The sequence below is a fragment of the Clostridium puniceum genome, from assembly GCF_002006345.1.
Classification (GTDB): domain Bacteria; phylum Bacillota; class Clostridia; order Clostridiales; family Clostridiaceae; genus Clostridium; species Clostridium puniceum.
Map to the genome: position 1 here is coordinate 67,867 of NZ_LZZM01000098.1, position 19,524 is coordinate 87,390.

At 32.6% G+C, this 19,524-nt stretch carries 15 protein-coding genes; 14 read left to right on the plus strand and 1 reads right to left on the minus strand.

Annotation, left to right across the window (positions count from 1 at the left end; genetic code table 11):
- Positions 1-29: 29 nt before the first annotated feature.
- The 10 genes from whiA to CLPUN_RS07490 all read left to right on the plus strand — a co-directional run bounded on the left by whiA (position 30) and on the right by CLPUN_RS07490 (position 15,467).
- Positions 30-977, plus strand: a complete 948-nt coding sequence (gene whiA, locus CLPUN_RS07440; protein WP_077846675.1) for a DNA-binding protein WhiA — start codon at positions 30-32, stop codon at positions 975-977.
- Between the two features lie 101 nt (positions 978-1,078).
- A complete protein-coding gene (locus tag CLPUN_RS07445; RefSeq protein WP_077846676.1) occupies positions 1,079-1,363 on the plus strand; it encodes a Dabb family protein in 285 nt (94 codons plus the stop codon).
- Between the two features lie 189 nt (positions 1,364-1,552).
- Positions 1,553-5,131 carry a DNA polymerase III subunit alpha gene (locus CLPUN_RS07450; RefSeq protein ID WP_077846677.1) on the plus strand — a complete coding sequence of 1,193 codons (3,579 nt, stop codon included), beginning with the start codon at positions 1,553-1,555 and terminating at the stop codon, positions 5,129-5,131.
- Between the two features lie 429 nt (positions 5,132-5,560).
- Positions 5,561-6,517 carry a 6-phosphofructokinase gene (gene pfkA / locus CLPUN_RS07455; protein ID WP_077846678.1) on the plus strand — a complete coding sequence of 319 codons (957 nt, stop codon included), beginning with the start codon at positions 5,561-5,563 and terminating at the stop codon, positions 6,515-6,517.
- Between the two features lie 92 nt (positions 6,518-6,609).
- Positions 6,610-8,031, plus strand: a complete 1,422-nt coding sequence (gene pyk / locus CLPUN_RS07460) for a pyruvate kinase (RefSeq protein WP_077846679.1) — start codon at positions 6,610-6,612, stop codon at positions 8,029-8,031.
- A 534-nt stretch (positions 8,032-8,565) separates the two neighbouring features.
- Positions 8,566-9,936, plus strand: coding sequence for a 23S rRNA (uracil(1939)-C(5))-methyltransferase RlmD (rlmD, locus tag CLPUN_RS07465; protein ID WP_077846680.1), 1,371 nt, complete (start codon positions 8,566-8,568; stop codon positions 9,934-9,936).
- 400 nt (positions 9,937-10,336) lie between these two features.
- A complete protein-coding gene (locus tag CLPUN_RS07475; RefSeq protein ID WP_077846682.1) occupies positions 10,337-11,263 on the plus strand; it encodes a hypothetical protein in 927 nt (308 codons plus the stop codon).
- An 18-nt stretch (positions 11,264-11,281) separates the two neighbouring features.
- The gene (locus CLPUN_RS07480; protein WP_077846683.1) at positions 11,282-12,568 is read left to right on the plus strand and encodes a hypothetical protein; all 1,287 of its coding nucleotides are present in this window, start codon (positions 11,282-11,284) and stop codon (positions 12,566-12,568) included.
- A 15-nt stretch (positions 12,569-12,583) separates the two neighbouring features.
- Positions 12,584-14,548, plus strand: coding sequence for a DEAD/DEAH box helicase (locus CLPUN_RS07485; RefSeq protein ID WP_077846684.1), 1,965 nt, complete (start codon positions 12,584-12,586; stop codon positions 14,546-14,548).
- Positions 14,523-15,467 (plus strand): protein NO VEIN domain-containing protein, encoded by a 945-nt coding sequence (locus CLPUN_RS07490; protein WP_077846685.1) that lies wholly within the window; start codon positions 14,523-14,525, stop codon positions 15,465-15,467. The genes CLPUN_RS07485 and CLPUN_RS07490 overlap by 26 nt, the downstream gene beginning before the upstream one ends.
- Before the next feature lie 32 nt (positions 15,468-15,499).
- Here the strand turns inward: CLPUN_RS07490 and dcm are convergent, their stop codons facing one another.
- Complete coding sequence (gene dcm, locus CLPUN_RS07495) at positions 15,500-16,948, minus strand: DNA (cytosine-5-)-methyltransferase (protein ID WP_077846686.1); 1,449 nt, start codon at positions 16,946-16,948, stop codon at positions 15,500-15,502.
- A gap of 189 nt (positions 16,949-17,137) precedes the next feature.
- Here dcm and CLPUN_RS07500 point away from each other — a divergent pair, with 189 nt between their 5' ends.
- The 4 genes from CLPUN_RS07500 to istA form a co-directional block, all read left to right on the plus strand.
- Positions 17,138-17,512 carry a helix-turn-helix domain-containing protein gene (locus CLPUN_RS07500; RefSeq protein ID WP_077846687.1) on the plus strand — a complete coding sequence of 125 codons (375 nt, stop codon included), beginning with the start codon at positions 17,138-17,140 and terminating at the stop codon, positions 17,510-17,512.
- Positions 17,512-18,174: an ImmA/IrrE family metallo-endopeptidase gene (locus CLPUN_RS07505; RefSeq protein ID WP_077846688.1), complete on the plus strand. Its 663-nt coding sequence runs from the start codon at positions 17,512-17,514 to the stop codon at positions 18,172-18,174. The genes CLPUN_RS07500 and CLPUN_RS07505 overlap by 1 nt, the downstream gene beginning before the upstream one ends.
- A gap of 88 nt (positions 18,175-18,262) precedes the next feature.
- On the plus strand, positions 18,263-18,415 hold the full coding sequence (locus CLPUN_RS27560) for a hypothetical protein (RefSeq protein ID WP_158078719.1): 153 nt from the start codon (positions 18,263-18,265) through the stop codon (positions 18,413-18,415).
- 295 nt (positions 18,416-18,710) lie between these two features.
- A partial coding sequence (gene istA, locus CLPUN_RS07510; protein WP_143328997.1) for an IS21 family transposase occupies positions 18,711-19,524 on the plus strand: 814 nt, incomplete at its 3' end.

Genomic DNA, 19,524 nt, shown 5'->3' on the forward strand with positions numbered 1-19,524 from the left:
AAAATATGTATAGATAGGTAGGAAACAAAATGTCATTTTCATCAAAAGTTAAAGGAGAAATATGTAGGTATATAGATGTTTCTAAGGAAGAGGCATTGGCAGAAATATCAGCAATAATGAAGGTTAGTGGTACATTAGCTTTTAGTGGAAGTGGACTTAGTTTTAAAATGACCACAGAAAATCCAGCCAGTGCAAGATTGATTTTTACACTTTTAAAAAATCACTTTGATATTCATTCTAAGTTAATGGTTAAGAAAAGTAATTCATTAAAAAAGAATAATATATACATGGTAGTGATTTCAGAAGAAATGGGTGTTAGAGGTTTATTAAGTGATACTGGTATACTTAAAGAAATAGATGGCATAATGAGCTTAGACTATAGAATAGAATCACACATTTTTGAAGAGGAAGATACTAAAAAAGCATATATAAGAGGTGCATTTATCGGTGGTGGGAGCATAAGCAACCCTGAAAAAACGTATCATTTAGAATTTGTAACTCATAGTGAAGAATATGCCAAAGATTTATCTAATCTCATTAATACTTTTAATTTAAATTCAAAGGTAATACAGAGGAAGAATAGTTTTATTGTATACATTAAAGAAGGAGAACAAATTGTGGACTTACTTAATGTAATAGGAGCGCACTCATCGTTATTAGAAATTGAAAATATAAGAATAATGAAAGAAATGAGAAATAATGTGAACAGGCTTGTTAATTGTGAAACTGCCAATCTTTCTAAGACAGTAAATGCAGCAGTTAGACAAGTTGAAAGCATAAAATTAATACAATCACAAATAGGACTTCAAAGATTACCTGCAAATTTAAGAGAAATTGCTGAATTAAGATTAAATTATCCAGATGAATCGCTAAAGGAATTGGGTGAAATGTTAAATCCACCTGTTGGAAAATCAGGGATAAATCATAGACTAAGAAAAATAGAAAAAATAGCAGAAGAATTAAGAACAGGAAATTAAATCAGTTAAAAAGTAATAGTTTTAAGAAAATTATTAAAAATTTTAATTTATGATTGTTAACTGTATGTTCTTAATTATTAACTGAATAAAGGGGTAATGTTATGTTTACACATATTGTACTTTTTAAAGTAAAAGAATCAACAAAAGAAAACTTAGAATTTCTAAAGAAGACTCTTTTATCTATGGAGGGAAATATTAAGGAATTAAAGGAATTAGAGGTAGGTATAGATGTTATAAGAAGTGATAGAAGTTATGATGTGGCTATTATAACAAGATTTGATACTAAGGAAGATTATTTAGCTTATGATGTGGATGAGTTCCATGTGGAAAGAGTTAAAAAGGTTATAGGACCTTATATAGAAGTGAGCAAAACAATAGATTTCTAAAAGTGACATTAAAGTATATAAAAAAGAAATAATAAATTTAAGCAGTGGTTGATTATGCATAAACATAATTCAACTGCTGTTTTTTTATATATAATTGTATAAAAAATAGTCACAGATTGTTATAATTAAGAAGCAGATAATTTTCAAAGAACCTATTGATATAATTATCATAAGGAAAGGAGGATTTATATGGAGAAAGAAAAAGAATTTGTACATCTCCATCTTCATACGGAATACAGTTTGCTAGATGGGTCAGGTAAAATTAAAAAACTTATGACGAAAGCTAAAGAATTAGGAATGAAGAGTATAGCAATAACAGATCATGGTGTTATGTATGGACTTGTAGACTTTTTTAAAGCAGCAAAAGACAATGATATAAAAGCTATTTTAGGGTGTGAAGTTTATGTGGCAGGAAAGTCACTGCATATAAAGCAGCCAGATAAAGAAAATTCAACTTCGCACTTAGTTTTGTTGGTTAAAAATCAAGTGGGATATGAAAATTTAATGAAAATAGTATCAACAGCTTCAATTGAAGGTTTTTATTATAAACCTAGGGTTGACCATGAGTATTTGAGAGAGCACAGTGAAGGGTTAATTGCGTTAAGTGCATGTTTAGGTGGTGAAGTACAATCTTATCATCTTAAAGGAAATTATGAAAAAGCAAAAGAAATAGCTTTATTATATAAAGAGATATTTAATGGTGATTTTTATATTGAAATACAAAATCATGGAATGGAAGAGCAAAAAAAGGTAAATGAAGAAAATATAAAATTATCTAAGGAAACAGGAATACCATTAGTAGCTACTAATGATGTTCACTACATAAATAAAGAGGACTCTAAATCTCATGATGTATTAATGTGTATTCAAACAGCTAAAACCATTGATGATCCAAATAGAAGAAGATACCCTTCAGATCAATTCTATTTCAAGTCAGCAGAAGAAATGTGGGATATTTTTTCATATGTACCGGAAGCATTAGAAAATACTATTAAAATTGCAGAACAATGTAATTATGAATATAAGTTTCATGAATCTAAGTTGCCTAAGTTTCCCTTAGAAGAAGGGGAAGATCCATATGAATATCTTAGAGATACTTGTTACAAAGGGCTTATAGATAGATATGAGGTTTTTGAAGAATTAATTGGGAAGCCTTTAGATTATGAGGAAGTAAATAAGATAAAGGAAGACAGCGAAAAGGCAAAAGAGTATATAGATAGATTGGAATATGAACTTGAAGTGATAAAACAAATGGGGTATGTTGATTACTTTTTGATTGTCTGGGATTTTATTAGATTTTCCTATGAAAATGGTATCCCAACAGGACCAGGAAGAGGTTCGGCAGCAGGATCAATAGTGGCTTTTACTTTGGGAATTACAAAGATAGATCCTATTAAGTATAGTTTGATATTTGAGCGCTTTTTGAATCCAGAACGAGTTAGCATGCCGGATATAGACAGTGACTTTTGTTACGAAAGACGCCAAGAAGTAATTGATTATGTTGTAGAGAAATATGGAGCAAGTAATGTTTCTCAAATAATAACCTTTGGTACAATGGCTCCAAGGGTATGCATAAGAGATGTTGGAAGAGCTATGAACTATAGCTATGCAGAGGTTGATAGAATTGCAAAGATGATACCGACTATGTTAGGGATAACTATAGAAAAGGCATTGGAATTTAATCCAGAGCTTAAATTAGCCCATGATACTGATGAAAGAGTAAAAACTTTAATAGATGTTGCAAAAGACCTAGAAGGTCTTCCAAGGCATTCTTCAACACATGCAGCAGGAGTGGTTATTGCATCAAGACCATTAGTTGAGTATGTTCCACTGCAAAAAAATGATGAAATGATAGTAACCCAATTTGGAATGGGGACTCTAGAAGAACTTGGATTACTTAAGATGGACTTCTTAGGACTTAGAACTTTAACTGTTATGAATGATGCAATTAATATGGCTAAAGAAAATAGAAATGTTAATATAGATCTTGATAGGATAGATTTTGCAGACAAAGAAGTTTATCAAATGATTGGTGAAGGCAGGACAGCAGGTGTATTCCAATTAGAATCAGCTGGGATGACCTCCTTCATGAAGGAATTAAAGCCTGATTCTATAGAAGACATTATTGCAGGAATTTCACTATATAGACCAGGTCCTATGGCTGAAATACCACGATATATAGAATGTAAGAAGAATCCAGATAAAGTTCAATATGAAACACCCGAGTTAGAGAACGTATTAAACGTTACGTATGGGGTAATGGTTTATCAAGAGCAGGTAATGGAAATAGTTAGAAAATTAGCTGGATATTCCATGGGCAGAAGTGATATGGTTAGAAGAGCTATGTCTAAGAAAAAACATAAGGTCATGGAAGAAGAAAGAAAGAACTTTATTCATGGAATTATAGAAAATGATCAGGTGGTAGTTCCCGGATGCATTAGAAATGGAATAAGTGAAGAAGTCGCAAATAAGATATTTGATAATATGATGGATTTTGCTTCTTATGCTTTTAATAAATCCCATGCAGCAGCGTATGCAGTTGTAGGTTATCAAACAGCATATCTTATGAAATATTACCCTGTAGAAATGATTGCAGCTATGCTCAATTCAGTTATGGGAATAAATGAAAAAATCGCTTATTACATTGCAATAGCAGAGGAATTAGGAATACAAGTATTACCACCTAACATAAATGAAAGTTATTCAAGGTTTACAGTTAAAGGAGATAAAATTAGATTTGGATTGGCTGCTATTAAAAATGTTGGAGGAAGTGTTGTAGATAGCATAGTAAAGGCAAGAGAAAGCAAAGGTAAATTTGAATCTTTAGTAGATTTTATCAATAAGATGGATCCATCAACAATAAATAAGCGTGCTGTAGAATGTTTAATTAAGGCCGGAGCTTTAGATGATTTTAAAGTTTTCAGATCAAAAATGTTAGCAGTACATGAGAAGATGATTGATAATATATCAAGTGATAAGAGAAGAAATATTGATGGACAGATAAGTTTATTTGCAACTGAAGAATTAAAAAACCCAGAGATTAAGTATCCCAATATAAAAGAATTTAATAAAAGAAATTTATTAGCAATGGAAAAGGAAATGACAGGACTTTATATTACAGGTCATCCTTTAGATGATTATGCTCAAAGTTTAAAAATGCAGACTACAAATGAAATATCAAAAATATTTTTTGTACAAGAGACACTTGATGATACATTAGAATCTAATATAGGAGATGTAGCTATATTCAATAATCAAGATACTCTGCAAGATAATGATAGAGTAGTTCTAGGAGGAATACTGGCAAGTGTAAATCAAAAAGTAACTAGAAATAATTCAATAATGGCATTTTTAAAACTTGAAGATTTGACTGGTACAATTGAAGTAATAGTTTTTCCAAAAACCTTGGATAAGGTTAAAGAATTATGTGTAACTGATAGTTTGGTTATAGTAAAGGGAAGATTAAGTTTAAAGGAAGATGAACCACCAAAGCTTATATGTGAAAGTATAGAACCTTTGGAAAAGATGAATACGTCAAAGGTATATTTAAGAGTTGAAGATACGATATCAGCTAAGGAATTAAATAAAAATCTTAGAGAATTATTAATGAAAGAATATTTGGGAGATACACCTATTTATATTTTTGCAAGTAAAGAAAAGCAAAAATTTAGAGTACCAAGAGACAGATGGATATCCTTAGAAAGTGATGTAATGGATTTATTAAAAGAAACTTTAGGCGAAGAGAATGTAAAAATACAAGATATTTAATAACTAAATTGTAAATTAATCGTAGACAGAGTGTTTAAAATTATTAAATATATAAATGAAAAATATTACAAAAATTAATATTGCAAAAATAATGTTAATTTATATAAATTTATCGATTATTGGTTATAATATAAAAGGGAATTTAAAGTTTTAGTGTATTAATATAATAGTGTTACTGTGTTGAGATACTGATTGAAGAAATTTTATTTTAAATTATAGTTATAATCCTTACAAAAATATATGTAAATTATAAAAATTATTCTAAAGTTAAGGGAGTAATTTTAGAATAATCTCAAAAGTTTGTCAAATATGATTGATAAATGATAGAAAGTTATGTACAATAATTCTTGGTTAATAAATTATGGTTACATTATGTACATAAGGGTCGTAAAAGATCCCTGACAGTATTTAAGGAGGAAAATATATATTATGAAAAAGATAGCTGTTTTAACAAGTGGTGGAGATGCACCAGGTATGAATGCTGCCATTAGAGCAGTAGTAAGAACTGCAATCCATAACGGAATTGAAGTTATGGGAGTGCAAAGAGGTTATAGTGGGCTTATAAATGGAGAATTATTCAGCATGGACAGAAATTCAGTATCTGACATAATTCAAAGAGGTGGAACAATCCTAAGAACTGCTAGATGCCCTGAGTTCAAAAATGAAGAAGTAAGAAAAAAAGCTGCAAAAATATTACAAGCATACGGTGTAGAAGCTTTAGTAGTCATAGGTGGAGATGGTTCATTTATGGGCGCAAAATTATTATCAAAACTTGGAATAAAAACAATTGGTTTACCAGGAACAATTGATAATGACTTAGCTTACACTGATTTTACTTTAGGATTTGATACAGCCTTAAATACTGTTGTAGACGCGATAAATAAAATTAGAGATACTTCAACTTCTCATGAAAGAGTTTCTATAGTAGAAGTTATGGGAAGAGACTGTGGAGATTTATCGTTATATGCAGGTATCTGTGGTGGAGCAGAATCAATCATAATTCCAGAAATTGAATTTGATAAAGATACACTTTGCAGAACTATCTTAGAAGGAAAAAATAGAGGAAAAATGCACAATTTAATAATCCTTGCAGAAGGAATTGGTGGAGCATTTGAACTTGCTAAATATGTTGAAGAAGTAACAGGTATAGAAACAAGAGCAACAATCTTAGGTCATATTCAAAGAGGTGGAAGTCCTACTGCTACAGATAGAGTTTTAGCTTCAAGAATGGGAGCAAAAGCTATTGAAGTATTAATAGAAGGAAAAACTTCAAGAGTAATAGGTATTAAAGATAATAAGATTATAGATCAAGACATAGATGAAGCTTTAGATGTGGAAAGTGTTTTTGATAAAGAATTATATGACATTGCTCAAGTATTATCATAATAATAGAGGTTATAAGTTTATTTATATAAATTTTAATAAATATAGACATATTTAATTATGTTGTTAATTAAAGAAAGAGGAGTGTTAGTTTAATGAGAAAAACTAAAATGATTTGTACTATTGGCCCAGCAAGTGAGGATATGGAAATATTAGAAAAAGTAATGCTATCAGGAATGAATGCTTCAAGACATAATTTTTCACATGGTGACCATGAAGAACATGGTGGAAGAATTGCAAAGGTTAAGGAATTATCAAAGAAACTTAACAGAGAAATTGCAATAATCCTTGATACTAAAGGACCAGAAATCAGAACAGGAAAGTTTGAACCAAAGAAAGTTGAATTAACTAAAGGTACAGAATTTACAGTATATGCTGGAGATATGTCAGTAGTTGGAGATACAACTAAATGTGCTGTTACATATGAAGGATTAGCAAAGGATGTTAAACCAGGAAACACTATCTTAATAGATGATGGTTTAGTTGGATTAACTGTTAAATCTATTGAAGGAAATGCTATAAAGTGTGAAGTTCAAAATACTGGATTTGTTGGAACTCATAAAGGAGTTAACGTACCAGGGGTATCTATTAAATTACCAGCTCTTACTGAAAAAGATAAAGCAGATTTAATATTTGGTTGTCAAGTTGGAGTTACTATGATTGCTGCTTCATTTATAAGAAAAGCATCTGACGTAAAAACTATTAGAGAAATACTTGATGCAAATGGTGGAGAAAGAATATTAATTTGTTCAAAAATCGAAAATCAAGAAGGTGTTGATAACATCGATTCAATCTTAGAAGTTTCAGATCTTTTAATGGTAGCAAGAGGAGATTTAGGAGTTGAAATTCCAATAGAACAAGTTCCTGCAGTTCAAAAGATGATGATTCAAAAATGTAATGCTGCTGGTAAACCAGTTATAACTGCAACTCAAATGTTAGATTCTATGATGAGAAATCCAAGACCAACAAGAGCAGAAGTTTCAGACGTTGCTAATGCTATCTTAGATGGTACTGATGCAATCATGTTATCTGGAGAAAGTGCTAACGGAGACTATCCAGTAGAAGCTGTAGCTACAATGGCTAGAATTGCAGAAGAAGCTGAAAAGCAATTAACTTATACAGTTGCTGTTTCAACTGCTAAATCTCATACACCAGCTATTTCTGGAGTAATTTCAAGAGCAGCATGTAATGCAGCAAATGAATTACAAGCAGAAGCTATTATATCATCAACTCAAACTGGTGCTACTGCAAAGAGAATTTCTCAATGTAGACCAGAATGTCCAATTATAGCTGTTACTTCAGATTCAGTAGTTGCTAAACAGTTAGCATTCTCATGGGGAGTATATCCAATAGTTGCAGATAAAATGGTATCAACTGACGAAATGTTAGAAAAATCAGTTGAAACTGCTAAAATGTATGAATATGTTAAATCAGGAGATACAGTTGTATTAGCAGCTGGAGTACCTGTTAATGAAATTGGAGCAACTAACCTTTTAAAAGTTAGCGTTGTAAAATAGTTTAAAATATAATTTTTACATATTTATAGAGGCTTTGGTAATTAAATTTCCAAAGTCTCTTTTATTATTTTGAAACTTATAGCCGTTTTAGAATTGAAATTTATGCTTTATTTAGCTTCAAATATTTATATGTATAATTTTAAGAAGAAAAACTAGAAAAGCATCTCCTGTCTAAGATTATAAAAAAAGTTATGTATGCTATTAAGAAATGAAATACATGTTAAAAATTTTATAGGAGGATTAAATATGAATTTTGGCGGGAATATATAGTTTGAAAAATAATTTTTATGGAAGAAAATATATGTTTTAATAGATATAAAAGTTTGCCGAAGATAATAAATTGTACTACGATATAAAAGTTAACAAAAAATTAACATTTATATAGGTAGTATTTAATATATAATGTATATTATTGCTCTAAAAGAGGAATAATTATTTAATAGTTATGGAATTAAATGGCAACTGATTCTGTATTAGCACCGAAAGGTGCTCTTTTTTTGAATATTCCTAAAATATAACGAAGGATGTGTGAGAGTGGTAGAAAATAAGAAAGAATATATTGTAAATATTGAATCTTTAGGTTATGAGGGGGAAGGTGTTGCTAAAATAGACGGTTATCCAATATTTATACCAGGGGCTTTAAAAGGTGAGCGTGTACGAATAGAAATAGTTAAAGCTAAGAAAAAATATGCTTATGGTAAGCTTTTAGAAATAATAGAAAAATCAAATGAAAGAAGAGAGCCTAAATGTATTAATTATGAAAAATGCGGTGGATGCACATTAATGCACTTAAATTATGAAGCGCAATTAGATTTCAAATTTCATAGAGTAAAGGACTGTATAAAGAAAATAGGTGGATTAGATTATAACCTTGTAAAGCATACACTAGGTATGAAAAATGAATATAGGTATAGAAATAAGGCTATATTTTCTGTTGGACTAATAGAAGAAAAAATTTCAATTGGATTTTTTAGTGAAAAGACTCATGAAATAATCAATATGGATATGTGCCTGCTCCAAGACAAAGAAGCTGATAAAATTGTAGAAATTATAAGAGGTTGGATGGCTAAGTACTCTATAATGCCAGCTAAAAAGGATGGAGTATTTTATGAACAAGGTTTAATTAGAAATATAATGATTAGAAAAGGCTTTAAGTCTAATGAAGTTATGGTTGTATTAGTTACTACAAATAAGGAGATTCCTTATAAAGAAGAACTAATAAGTAATTTAGAAAAAGAAGTTAGTAATTTAACAAGTGTAATTCAAAATATAAATTCTAAAGATACTAATTTAGTGCTAGGAGATAAATGTGCTACTTTATGGGGACAAGATTATATATGTGATTATATAGGAAAATATAAATTTAATATATCACCATTATCTTTCTTTCAAGTAAATCCAGTACAAACCGAAGCTCTTTATAGTAAAGCCTTAGAATATGCAGATTTAAACGGGAACGAAACTGTTTTTGATGCCTATTGTGGCACCGGTACAATAACACTATTTCTATCTCAAAAGGCTAAAAAAGTGTATGGAGTAGAAATTGTAGAGCAAGCAATACAAAATGCAAGGATTAATGCAAAGCAAAATGGAATAACTAATTCTGAATTTTCGATAGGTAAATCAGAAGAGATAATTCCTAAATTAATCCAAGAGGGTGTTAAACCAGATATAATAGTTGTAGATCCACCAAGAAAAGGATGTGATGCTAAATTATTAGATGCTATAGGAGAAGCACAACCTAAACGAGTGGTATATGTTTCGTGTGATCCTAGCACTTTAGCTAGAGATTTAAAACATTTAGAAACAGTTGGATATAAGGTAATAGAAGTGCAGCCTGTTGATATGTTTCCAATGACAAAGCACGTTGAGACGGTAGTAAAGATGTCAAGGGTGGATAAGTAATTGAGTAAAATGGCTTGAAATATGGACTTTCCGAGCGTTGGAGTAGAAACTCTGACACTCGGATTTTTTATTGGATAAATACGAATCAAACATATCCAAGGAAAGAATATTACAGGGTTGAGTTGACAGGATTAAAACAGGTAGGTTGTGGAGAGGGTATGTATATCAAGCTTAAAGAGACTTATATGATAGTTGGAGCCTGAAAAGATAGAAATTAAATGGAAAATGTAATAAATTAGCAAAAGTGCGTAACATCTGACTAACAATGAACTTGGAAGTAGCGAAACAAGGTTCTTGTAAAATTACGCTAAAAAGTGTAAAAATATGATTGCCAATCATATAATTCTGTGATAGACTATTTTATATAATCGAAGTAGTAGCTTGAAAAGGAGGTATCGTTATGGCTGGTTCAACAAGAAAAATTGAATTTGAAGAACTGTTTAATTCGACTACTATGTTTTATGTTAACGAAGCTTATGAAGATGATATGGAACAAGAAGTGCAGAAAAAGGTAGATGAGTTAGCTGCTGAACTACATTGTATTAACACAAAAGAGGGACTCAAGGAGTATATAGTTGATCATAAAGATTCATTAGATAACCTTACAAGCTTAATGGAAATCTCTACAGAAAGATTTAAGCGTATGGTTTCAATGTTACGTAAGGATAGAGGCTTTGTGTTTTCAACTGAGTGGGGGTTGGGCAAAATCCGCTCTGCAATGATGGAAAGTCCGGCAATGTTGGAGAGTGTTCTTAATTTGTTGTGGGATGGTCGTAACGATGAGAAGTTAAAGGCAAAAATCCCCTTTTTCTATCTTGATAATATGGGCATTAACAAGGCAACACTTAATAAATTACAGAATAAGGATTCTATTCGCTTATTTGTCAAGAGGGGACTCGAAGGAAGGTACAGTAATAACATAGGTGATCTTATCCTTGCAGATATTGAAGACAAGCTTAAAGCCATCGGTGTTAAGTATGGATTGGAGTATGAAAAAAATGTAAGAATTCCGTTACTTGATAGGGCTGTTAGCTTTGTCTTAGAAAGTCCTTTGGAGCCAAAGATTATACTGGATGTATCATATAGTGTGACAACATCAAGTGCACAGGGGGATAAGAGAAAGGCTGCGAGAGAAACTGAAGATAAGCTTAAAAGAGAGAGAGCAGCCGGAAACAATATTATTTATATTAATTTCCTTGATGGTGCTGGTTGGATTGGAAGACAAGCTGACATGAGGGAAATTCATCGTTGTTCAGATTATGTATTGAATTTTAACAACCTTAATCTGCTTGAGGATATCATTGCAGATTACATTCAGAATAATTAAATTGGGAGGGTACAGCTTATGAATGCAGATGAAAGAAAAGCTAAATTAAAAGAGTTTACGGATAACCCAAGTAGGGCAGTTCGTACAGGTATTCCGATAATGTATCATGGTCAAAGAAGAACATTTGATGCTTATGAAATTCCATTAGAGTATCTTGTGTACAATCCTTACAATGGTCGTATTGGAAGTGTCGTTAAATCTTATGAGCGTCAGAATCATCAGATTGACCCAGAGGATTCACAGGATAAGGCTCTTATTGAAAAATTCTTATGGGAGTCCAAGCCTGATGCAAATAAAAAGACTAAAGAGCGTTTACTTAAAGAGCATCAAGAAAAACATGGAATTGTTACAGCAGACGGAATAATTATTGATGGAAATCGTAGAGCGAGTCTTCTTAATAATATCATGGCTGATGCTACTATTCCTTTTAATGAAAAAAGTCACTGTCAATATTTTACAGCTATAATACTCCCTGAAGATGCTGATAGAAAAGAAATATTGGCTCTGGAAACTACATATCAGATGGGAGAGGATGCAAAGGTTGATTACAACCCTATCGAAAAATATCTGAAATGTGCGGATCTTAAGGGTGAAGGCTTCCATGAGGAAGACATGGCTAGAATGATGGATGATACTAAGAGTAATGTTACAATGTATCTTTCTGTATTAAAGTTGATGGAAGATTATCTTGATGAATTTGGGTATACTGGAATGTATACGCAGCTGGAAAAGAATGAAGACTCATTCCAAAAGTTAGACAGCGCATTAAAGAGATATAAAGCTGGTGTACCATCGATGTGGGATTACGATCCAGACGCAGATGTTTCAGATTTGAAACTGATTGCTTTTGATTATATCCGTGAAGGATTTGAGCAGACGTTATTTAGAAATATCATAAATGTTCCTTCTGTAAAGAAACCTGCAAGTAGCTTTTTTGCAAAGAAAGAAGTGTGGGAGCCTTTCAGAGATAAGCATTTTGAAATCACAGATAGTGTTACTGAAGAATCTGTAGATGACGTTATGGCAACTAATCCACCAGATTTAGGAAGAGCATTGAAAGCAAGAGATAAACAGTGGAAGGCACAGGTTGAGGATGATTTTGAAGAGAATTTTACTCAAAGCTTAGACAGCCTGAACAACCATGCGAATGCTGCCAAACCTTTACAGCAGCTTATAAAAGCTTGCCAGGCTCTTGATGTAGTTGATACAGCACAGGATAGTTTCCTTAATGATAAAAATGTTAAAGGTTGCGTTCAATCTTTAGATGAGTTTGTAACAGAGTTTAAGAAAATATTAGGAATGTAGAGGTGGTAGCGTTTGATGAAACAACTATGTCTAGAATCAAATGATGATTCTTCAATTATATATATAATCGGGGACATAGCAGACATTTTTTCTAACCGCCGTGCTACGAGATATTTAAAGGATACCTTAAAGTTCACTCAATCCGCAGATAAATTAACTGTGGAAGCAGATAAAGATATTAATAAAACGATTGATAAGGTAAAGAAGATATGTGAATACATATCTGCAGAACTTGTGTATTCTGGAAAGGTGTCTGAGGCTGTTAGCAATTATGTGTTTGAAGAAGAGAAGTTCCATGAGTTCTCAGAAAAGGCTAGAGCGATACGTGATAATCACTGTGAAAAATCCGATTTTCAGAATTTTATTGATTATGTGAGTAAGAATCTTAAGAATAGAAGTTTATATGAATTGCAGTTATTGTCAGCATATCATTTGGCATTCTCGCAAAATGGATGTAACTTTTCTGTACCTGGTGCAGGAAAGACGAGTGTGGTTTATGGTGCATTTGCATACTTGTCGAACTTGCCACTGGAAGATAAAAAGTATGTTGATAAACTGCTAATTATATCTCCATTAAGTGCATTTGGACCATGGGAACTTGAGTACGAAGAATGTTTTGGAGAAAAGCCATCAACAAAAAGGTTAAATGGCAAAGTGTCTGTGGATGATAAAAAACAATATTTGTATTCAAGGATACCTGCGAAAATTACATTGCTGTCATATAATTCAGTTCCATCATTAAAAGAAGAACTTATTTACTTCTTGAAGAACAATAAAACAATGGTTGTCTTGGACGAGGCCCACAAAATTAAAAATACAAAGGGTGGAATAACTGCAAATGGTGTTCTTGATATTGCTTCATATTGTTCTGCAAGGGTTGTTTTAACTGGAACACCTGCACCAAATGGATATGAGGATCTTTATAATTTGTATAAATTCATTTGGCCGACAAAGAAGGTACTTCCTTATGAAATCTATCAGTTGAAGGATATGAGTAAACAAGAGTCAGACGGACGAGTAGATACCTTGTTGAATGCTATTGCACCATTCTTTATCAGAGTTAAGAAAAGTGACCTTGGTATTCCATCTGCAACTGAACACGCTCCAATTATAGTTCCGATGGGAGAGGCACAAAGAAGAATATACGATGTAATTGAGAAAAAATATATGAGTGACATCGTGTCATCAAAGGATAGGGGTTTTCAGCATGATTTGATAAAGGCACGTTTGATTAGAATGATGCAGGCTGCTACTAATCCTAATTTGTTAAGTATTCCTCTCAAGAATTTTTCGGATGCGGAAGGGTTTGATGCAGATACTGTTACTGAAGACACATCATTAATAAAAGATGTATTAGAGTATTCTAAAAATGAAACTCCTGCAAAGTTTATTAAAGCAAAGGAAATCATCGAAAGGATAATATCTGAAGGCGGGAAGGTAGTAGTTTGGGCTATATATGTAAAGAACATATTAGACTTTCAGGTGTATTTGCTTAAAAATGGAATAGATTGTAGAACACTGTATGGAGCAACTCCTGTTGCAACTGGGGATGAGGATGATGACGATGATGCAATTGAAACACGAGAAAAGATTATAGCCGAGTTTCATAAGCCGGATTCTTCATTCAGTGTAATAATAGCTAATCCTTTTGCTGTTTCAGAATCTATTTCATTGCACAAGGTCTGCCATAATGCAATATATATGGAGCGTAGTTTTAATGCGGCTCATTTTATACAATCAAAGGATCGAATTCATCGATATGGTCTGAAACCAGGCATAGAGACCAATTATTACTATCTTTTATCAGAGGATTCTATAGATTCTGTAATAAATGATAGATTGATAGCGAAGGAGACTCGCTTGCGTGAAATCATCGAAAGTATGCCTATTCCATTGTTTTCTAATGTGGAATTGGAAACAGGAGATGATGACATTAAAGCATTGATTACAGAGTATGTTAACAGAACTAAAACGATGTAATTCAATAGGCAATATTGAAGGATTGCTATTCCTGGTTTCTATGCTATCCGGTAGAAAAATAGTAAGTTTAAATGAATTAGTTAACAGATGCTCTTTGGAGAAAAAAATAAAAATTCACTGTAGTGGAGCGGTAGCCTTTTTACAATACCTTGGATATGTTGAAACAGAGAATCGCTTGGTTATTATAACAGAAAAATTCAATGCTCTGCCAACAGATGATAAGGAAGGGGTAATTAATGCCTTTGTCAAAGAAAGCATTTCAAGGATAACAGCGGAAGGATTATTTGATTCAGACAGTACAAGTTTTGATGCTGATAAAGGTCATTTGAACATAAAAAGATCCGCCTTTCCATTGGCGTATGCTGCTATAAGAAATTTCCTTACAACGGCAGGAGTACTTGAAAAGGAAGTTAATGGTGAAATTAGTATTTCTGAATTATATGAGGCGGAATTTTCATCCAAGCTACGTAATAGAAAAGAAAAAGTTACTCTTGAACAGCTGATGCAAAAGCAAGCTGAACAGAGTCAGAGAGGCCTTGAGGCGGAGGAATTTGTTTTAAAGTTGGAGAAGGGCAGAATACCTGGAAAGGCACATAAAATTAAACGGATTTCAGATTTTGATGTTTCTGCTGGTTACGATATAGTTTCATTTGATACAAATGATACAAATGATAGTGCTATTTATAATCGTTTTATAGAGGTTAAATGTTATATAGGTAAGTCACATTTTTATTGGTCTGAAAATGAATCTGATGTTGCAAAGCGCAAGGGTGATAAGTATGTACTTTGTTTAGTGGATTATGCAAGAATTGAAGAACCTAGGTATGAGCCAGAGTTTATAGTGAATCCTTATGAACAAATTTTTAAGGATGATACCTGGTTGGTAAATGCTGCCTCATATAAGGTACAAAAAATATAGAGGATGATGAAATCTCATCATCCCCTAATAAATTAGTTTTTGTACATATCAGCCAAGCGTTCTGCAATTGCTTTGATGACAGGAATACAGACTGTGTTGCCAAGTAAATCGAAGGCTTCGCTTTCTTTTAGAAAAGACAAGTCGTAATCTTCTGGAAAACCACATAGCCTTTGCCCTTCTCTGATTGAGAGCCTTCTTAATCCAGCATTATCGATTATTCCTAAACGTGATACATCCATGGCAACAAGAGTTGGTGCTAAGGAATTTGGATTAAGTATTTTTGTGAATTCAAATGATAACTTACCAGTTACAATGTTATATCCCTTTGGCTTAGTTTCGTCCGGGATACGTCTTCCATCCGCACGCTTTCTTGGATATTCAAGTGTTAGATATCCCATATCAACTAACTCATCAAGAAATTCCTTGAGATGTTCCCTTTTAAAGAATGTCGAAATCTGTTGTTCAGTTAGTGGCATTCCATCCATCCAATCGATACCAATTTCAGCGGCCCATTTTTTCTTTCGTCTTTCCTTAAGGAGCAGATTAAGAAACTCGGATTGTTCTTGTGTAGTGCCACCCTTTAACCCTAATTCCCAACTATGTATATTATCATCACCGCCACGTTTATCTTTTATTGCTTTTCCAGCAACTTGGTCGGGAGTAAAGTGGCTGAATAATTTCTGGGTGAAAGGAGAGTTTACAGTTGGTAATCCGTGCTCAAGAATGTCTCCTAACACAGCAGTGTGTTCTTCAAAGTTGTCTAGGGAAATATGTACGTCTCGTGTTCCTACGATATAAACTCTTTTTCTTGATTGAGCTAATCCGAAATATTGGCTATCAATTAATCTGTATGAAACATAGTATCCTAATTGTTTTAAGTGGGTAACAATTATTGAAAGTGTACGTCCATTATCATGATTAACAAGACCTTCTACATTTTCGAGAAGAAAACCATATGGCGTTTTCTCTTTAAGAATACGTTCAATCTCGAAAAATAAAGTACCACGGGTATCTTCGAAACCTAGCTGCAATCCGGCTGCCGAGAATGGCTGACACGGGAAACCTGCCAGCAGAAAATCAAAGTCCTCTATTTCAGAGACAGGTATTTTGGTAATGTCTCCGGCAACCTCTGAATCGTTATAATATTTTTTGTATGCTTTGATAGCATATTCTTTTATTTCGCTACTAAATACACATTTTGGCTCGAATCCCTTCTCGCGAAAAGCTGTTTCGAGCCCTAATCGGATTCCCCCCAACCCTGCAAAAAGGTCGATGAACTTAACTTCTTTGTTAGAGGTACGCTTGCGTCTCTCAAGTTGAGTGTTTATCAAATCCATGCATTTTTCAGAAAAACTATTTCCTTGTGCATACTGTTCAATATCATCGTGTTGAGCAGGAGTAATGTATATGGTTTTTGCGATTTTCTTCTGATCCTCCGGCAATGGAGTGCGACCAGAACCTTCACGTTTTCCGCCGTGCATAAGCATTCTCCTTTACATAAATAGTCAAGAATAATTATATCATATGAGACTTGATTTTTCAATGTTTTAAATCAAGTATTAAAAATATTTAAAGCTATTGACACGTAGTGTAAAAATGTATATAATTAAAGTACGCATTAATGCGAAGTATTTATAACAAAAAAACAATACGCAAAAAGGAGTGATATTATGGCAGGCGAATTCGGACGATACATTGCAGAAAAACGATTGGAAAAAGATGTGAAGTTGAGACCAATCGCAGAAAGACTTGGAATGTCAGTTACTTACCTGTCCGACATAATTAAAGGAAGAAGAAATCCGCCAGATAGGGATGGACTCGAAATCTTGGCTGAGATGCTATGTCTCAGTGAAGAAGAAAAGGGTATTATGTTTGACCTTGCAGGACGTGAGAGAAATCAAGTGTCCCCAGATTTAACAGAATATATCATGGATGAAACTTTGCCAAACGCACGAGCTGCCTTCAGAAAGGCTAGAAATGCGAATCTTGGTGATGATTTTTGGCAAGAAATAAATGAAATAATTAATAAAAGAGGAGGAAACTAATGGGATATAATATGAACACGTTACTTCCATATATTCCATCATCTGATTACGATAGGGTGGCAACTGAATTTTTGGAAACATACTATCCTGATGCCATATATAATCCGCAACCAGTTCCAATATTGGATGTAGCTAAAAACAAAATGGGCCTAGATGTTCAGTTTCTTTGTTTGTCAGAAGAATTGGATATATACGGAATAACAATATTTGATGATGGCTTAGTGGAGTTTTACGATCCCATAGATGGGATATATGAGACTAAGTTATTTAAGAAAAAAACAGTAATTATTGATCCAGAGGCTGTAAAAATGACCAACATTGGTTGCCAGAATAACACTATTGCCCATGAATGCGTTCATTGGTATAAACATCGTATGTATTATAAGATGCAAGAAATATATTTACCTCGTCAAGCGAAGTTATGCAAGTGCAGTGTTAGAGACTTACCAATTATGACAGAAGATGAGGAAATAATGGAGAATCAGGCAATAGGAATAGCACCTAAAATTTTAATGCCTAAGAGGGCATTTGAGGAATTTGTAAGTGATTATGATATTAGATCTGAAGAAGAAAGCTGGAGAGAAATATCAGATATTGCTAGGTTTTTTAAGGTATCAAAACAGTCAGTAAAAATAAGATTGCAGGAATGTGGTATATTATAATCTTGCTGCAGTAAAGCAGACAGAAATTTTTTTAATATTGAGTTCGCAGAAAAGCGTAAAAAGTAAAACCCCAACAAGGAGGATGCGTATGGAAAATAGTAAAAAAGTGACAAGCGAAGAGAAACTAATAGCATTATTGAAAAAGATATCTGCAAAAGGACATAATGCTGAAGTTAAACAAGAGAAGAATGGCACATGGATTGTATATGATGTAAAAAAAGAAAGAACGCAGGTCGGATAAAGAGGTATCCGGGAACGGCTAAGAGGAGCCAGAGAGTAACTATGAAATGTTATTCTCTGGCTCCTTTTTATTTTTTCACTTTGAAGATGTATGTGCTATGAGAATCATCAATATTAAGTGAGTGTAGGAGTAGTTCATTTAAGTAGGTTTCCATCAAAATATCACAGATATTGTTTGTGATATTTTGATGGCTAAGCTATAAATGATACGATAAGAATGTAAGGAAATGATCATATAAGAATGTACAATTTAGTTTTTATAAATTATAATTACTCAAGATTTAACGGAGGTAATTATGATTATACAAACAAATATTTATTCAGAACTTAAAATTAATACTTTAGAAGATCTTCATAAAATAAAGCTGATTATGGAGGTAAACAATTTGAAAGTAAATAAAAGCCAGATAGCTAGGGAACTTGGAGTTGATTCTCGAACCGTAGGCAAATATTTAAATGGATATGTCAAACCTACCACTAGAAACTGCAAATCTAAAATAGAAGCTTTTGAGCCTATTATACAAGAGCTTCTTAGTAAAGATTCAATTCAAGTATTTTATTATAAGCGCATTTTATGGCAGTATCTTAAAGATAATCATGGGCTAGATTGCGCGCAATCTTCGTTTAGAAGATACATTTCTAATCACTCAGAATTTAATGAGTACTTTAATAATAAGAAAAAAGGGCATATATCCACTACTTCGCCTATGAGGTATGAAACTGAGAAAGGAAAACAAGCACAATTGGATTGGAAAGAAAATATAGAATTTGTTTTGACTACAGGTGAAGTTATTAATATAAATGTTTTTGTGATACTCCTTTCATACTCAAGGTTTAGAGTATATAAATTATCTCTTGATAAAACACAAGACATATTACTTTCTTTTTTAGATGAGTCATTTGAAACATTTGGAGGAGTACCAGAAGAATTACTCACAGATAATATGAAAACTGTTATGGATGAAGCTAGAACCAATTATTCTAAAGGAAAAGTAAATAATAAATTTCAACAATTTGCAAATGATTATGGATTTAAAGTCCGTCCCTGCATAGCAGGAAGACCGAATACAAAAGCCAAAGTTGAAGCACCTATGAAATTATTAGATGAAA

What these genes read in the sequence shown, in the direction of transcription:
- CLPUN_RS27560 (WP_158078719.1), top strand. Translation starts at nt 18,263, where the DNA reads ATGGAAAATAGTAAAAAAGTGACAAGCGAAGAGAAACTAATAGCATTA.
- pyk (WP_077846679.1), top strand. Translation starts at nt 6,610, where the DNA reads ATGAGAAAAACTAAAATGATTTGTACTATTGGCCCAGCAAGTGAGGAT.
- dcm (WP_077846686.1), bottom strand. Translation starts at nt 16,948, where the DNA reads ATGCACGGCGGAAAACGTGAAGGTTCTGGTCGCACTCCATTGCCGGAG.
- CLPUN_RS07480 (WP_077846683.1), top strand. Translation starts at nt 11,282, where the DNA reads ATGAATGCAGATGAAAGAAAAGCTAAATTAAAAGAGTTTACGGATAAC.
- pfkA (WP_077846678.1), top strand. Translation starts at nt 5,561, where the DNA reads ATGAAAAAGATAGCTGTTTTAACAAGTGGTGGAGATGCACCAGGTATG.
- CLPUN_RS07490 (WP_077846685.1), top strand. Translation starts at nt 14,523, where the DNA reads ATGTTAACAGAACTAAAACGATGTAATTCAATAGGCAATATTGAAGGA.
- CLPUN_RS07485 (WP_077846684.1), top strand. Translation starts at nt 12,584, where the DNA reads ATGAAACAACTATGTCTAGAATCAAATGATGATTCTTCAATTATATAT.
- CLPUN_RS07475 (WP_077846682.1), top strand. Translation starts at nt 10,337, where the DNA reads ATGGCTGGTTCAACAAGAAAAATTGAATTTGAAGAACTGTTTAATTCG.
- CLPUN_RS07450 (WP_077846677.1), top strand. Translation starts at nt 1,553, where the DNA reads ATGGAGAAAGAAAAAGAATTTGTACATCTCCATCTTCATACGGAATAC.
- CLPUN_RS07500 (WP_077846687.1), top strand. Translation starts at nt 17,138, where the DNA reads ATGGCAGGCGAATTCGGACGATACATTGCAGAAAAACGATTGGAAAAA.
- CLPUN_RS07445 (WP_077846676.1), top strand. Translation starts at nt 1,079, where the DNA reads ATGTTTACACATATTGTACTTTTTAAAGTAAAAGAATCAACAAAAGAA.
- CLPUN_RS07505 (WP_077846688.1), top strand. Translation starts at nt 17,512, where the DNA reads ATGGGATATAATATGAACACGTTACTTCCATATATTCCATCATCTGAT.
- whiA (WP_077846675.1), top strand. Translation starts at nt 30, where the DNA reads ATGTCATTTTCATCAAAAGTTAAAGGAGAAATATGTAGGTATATAGAT.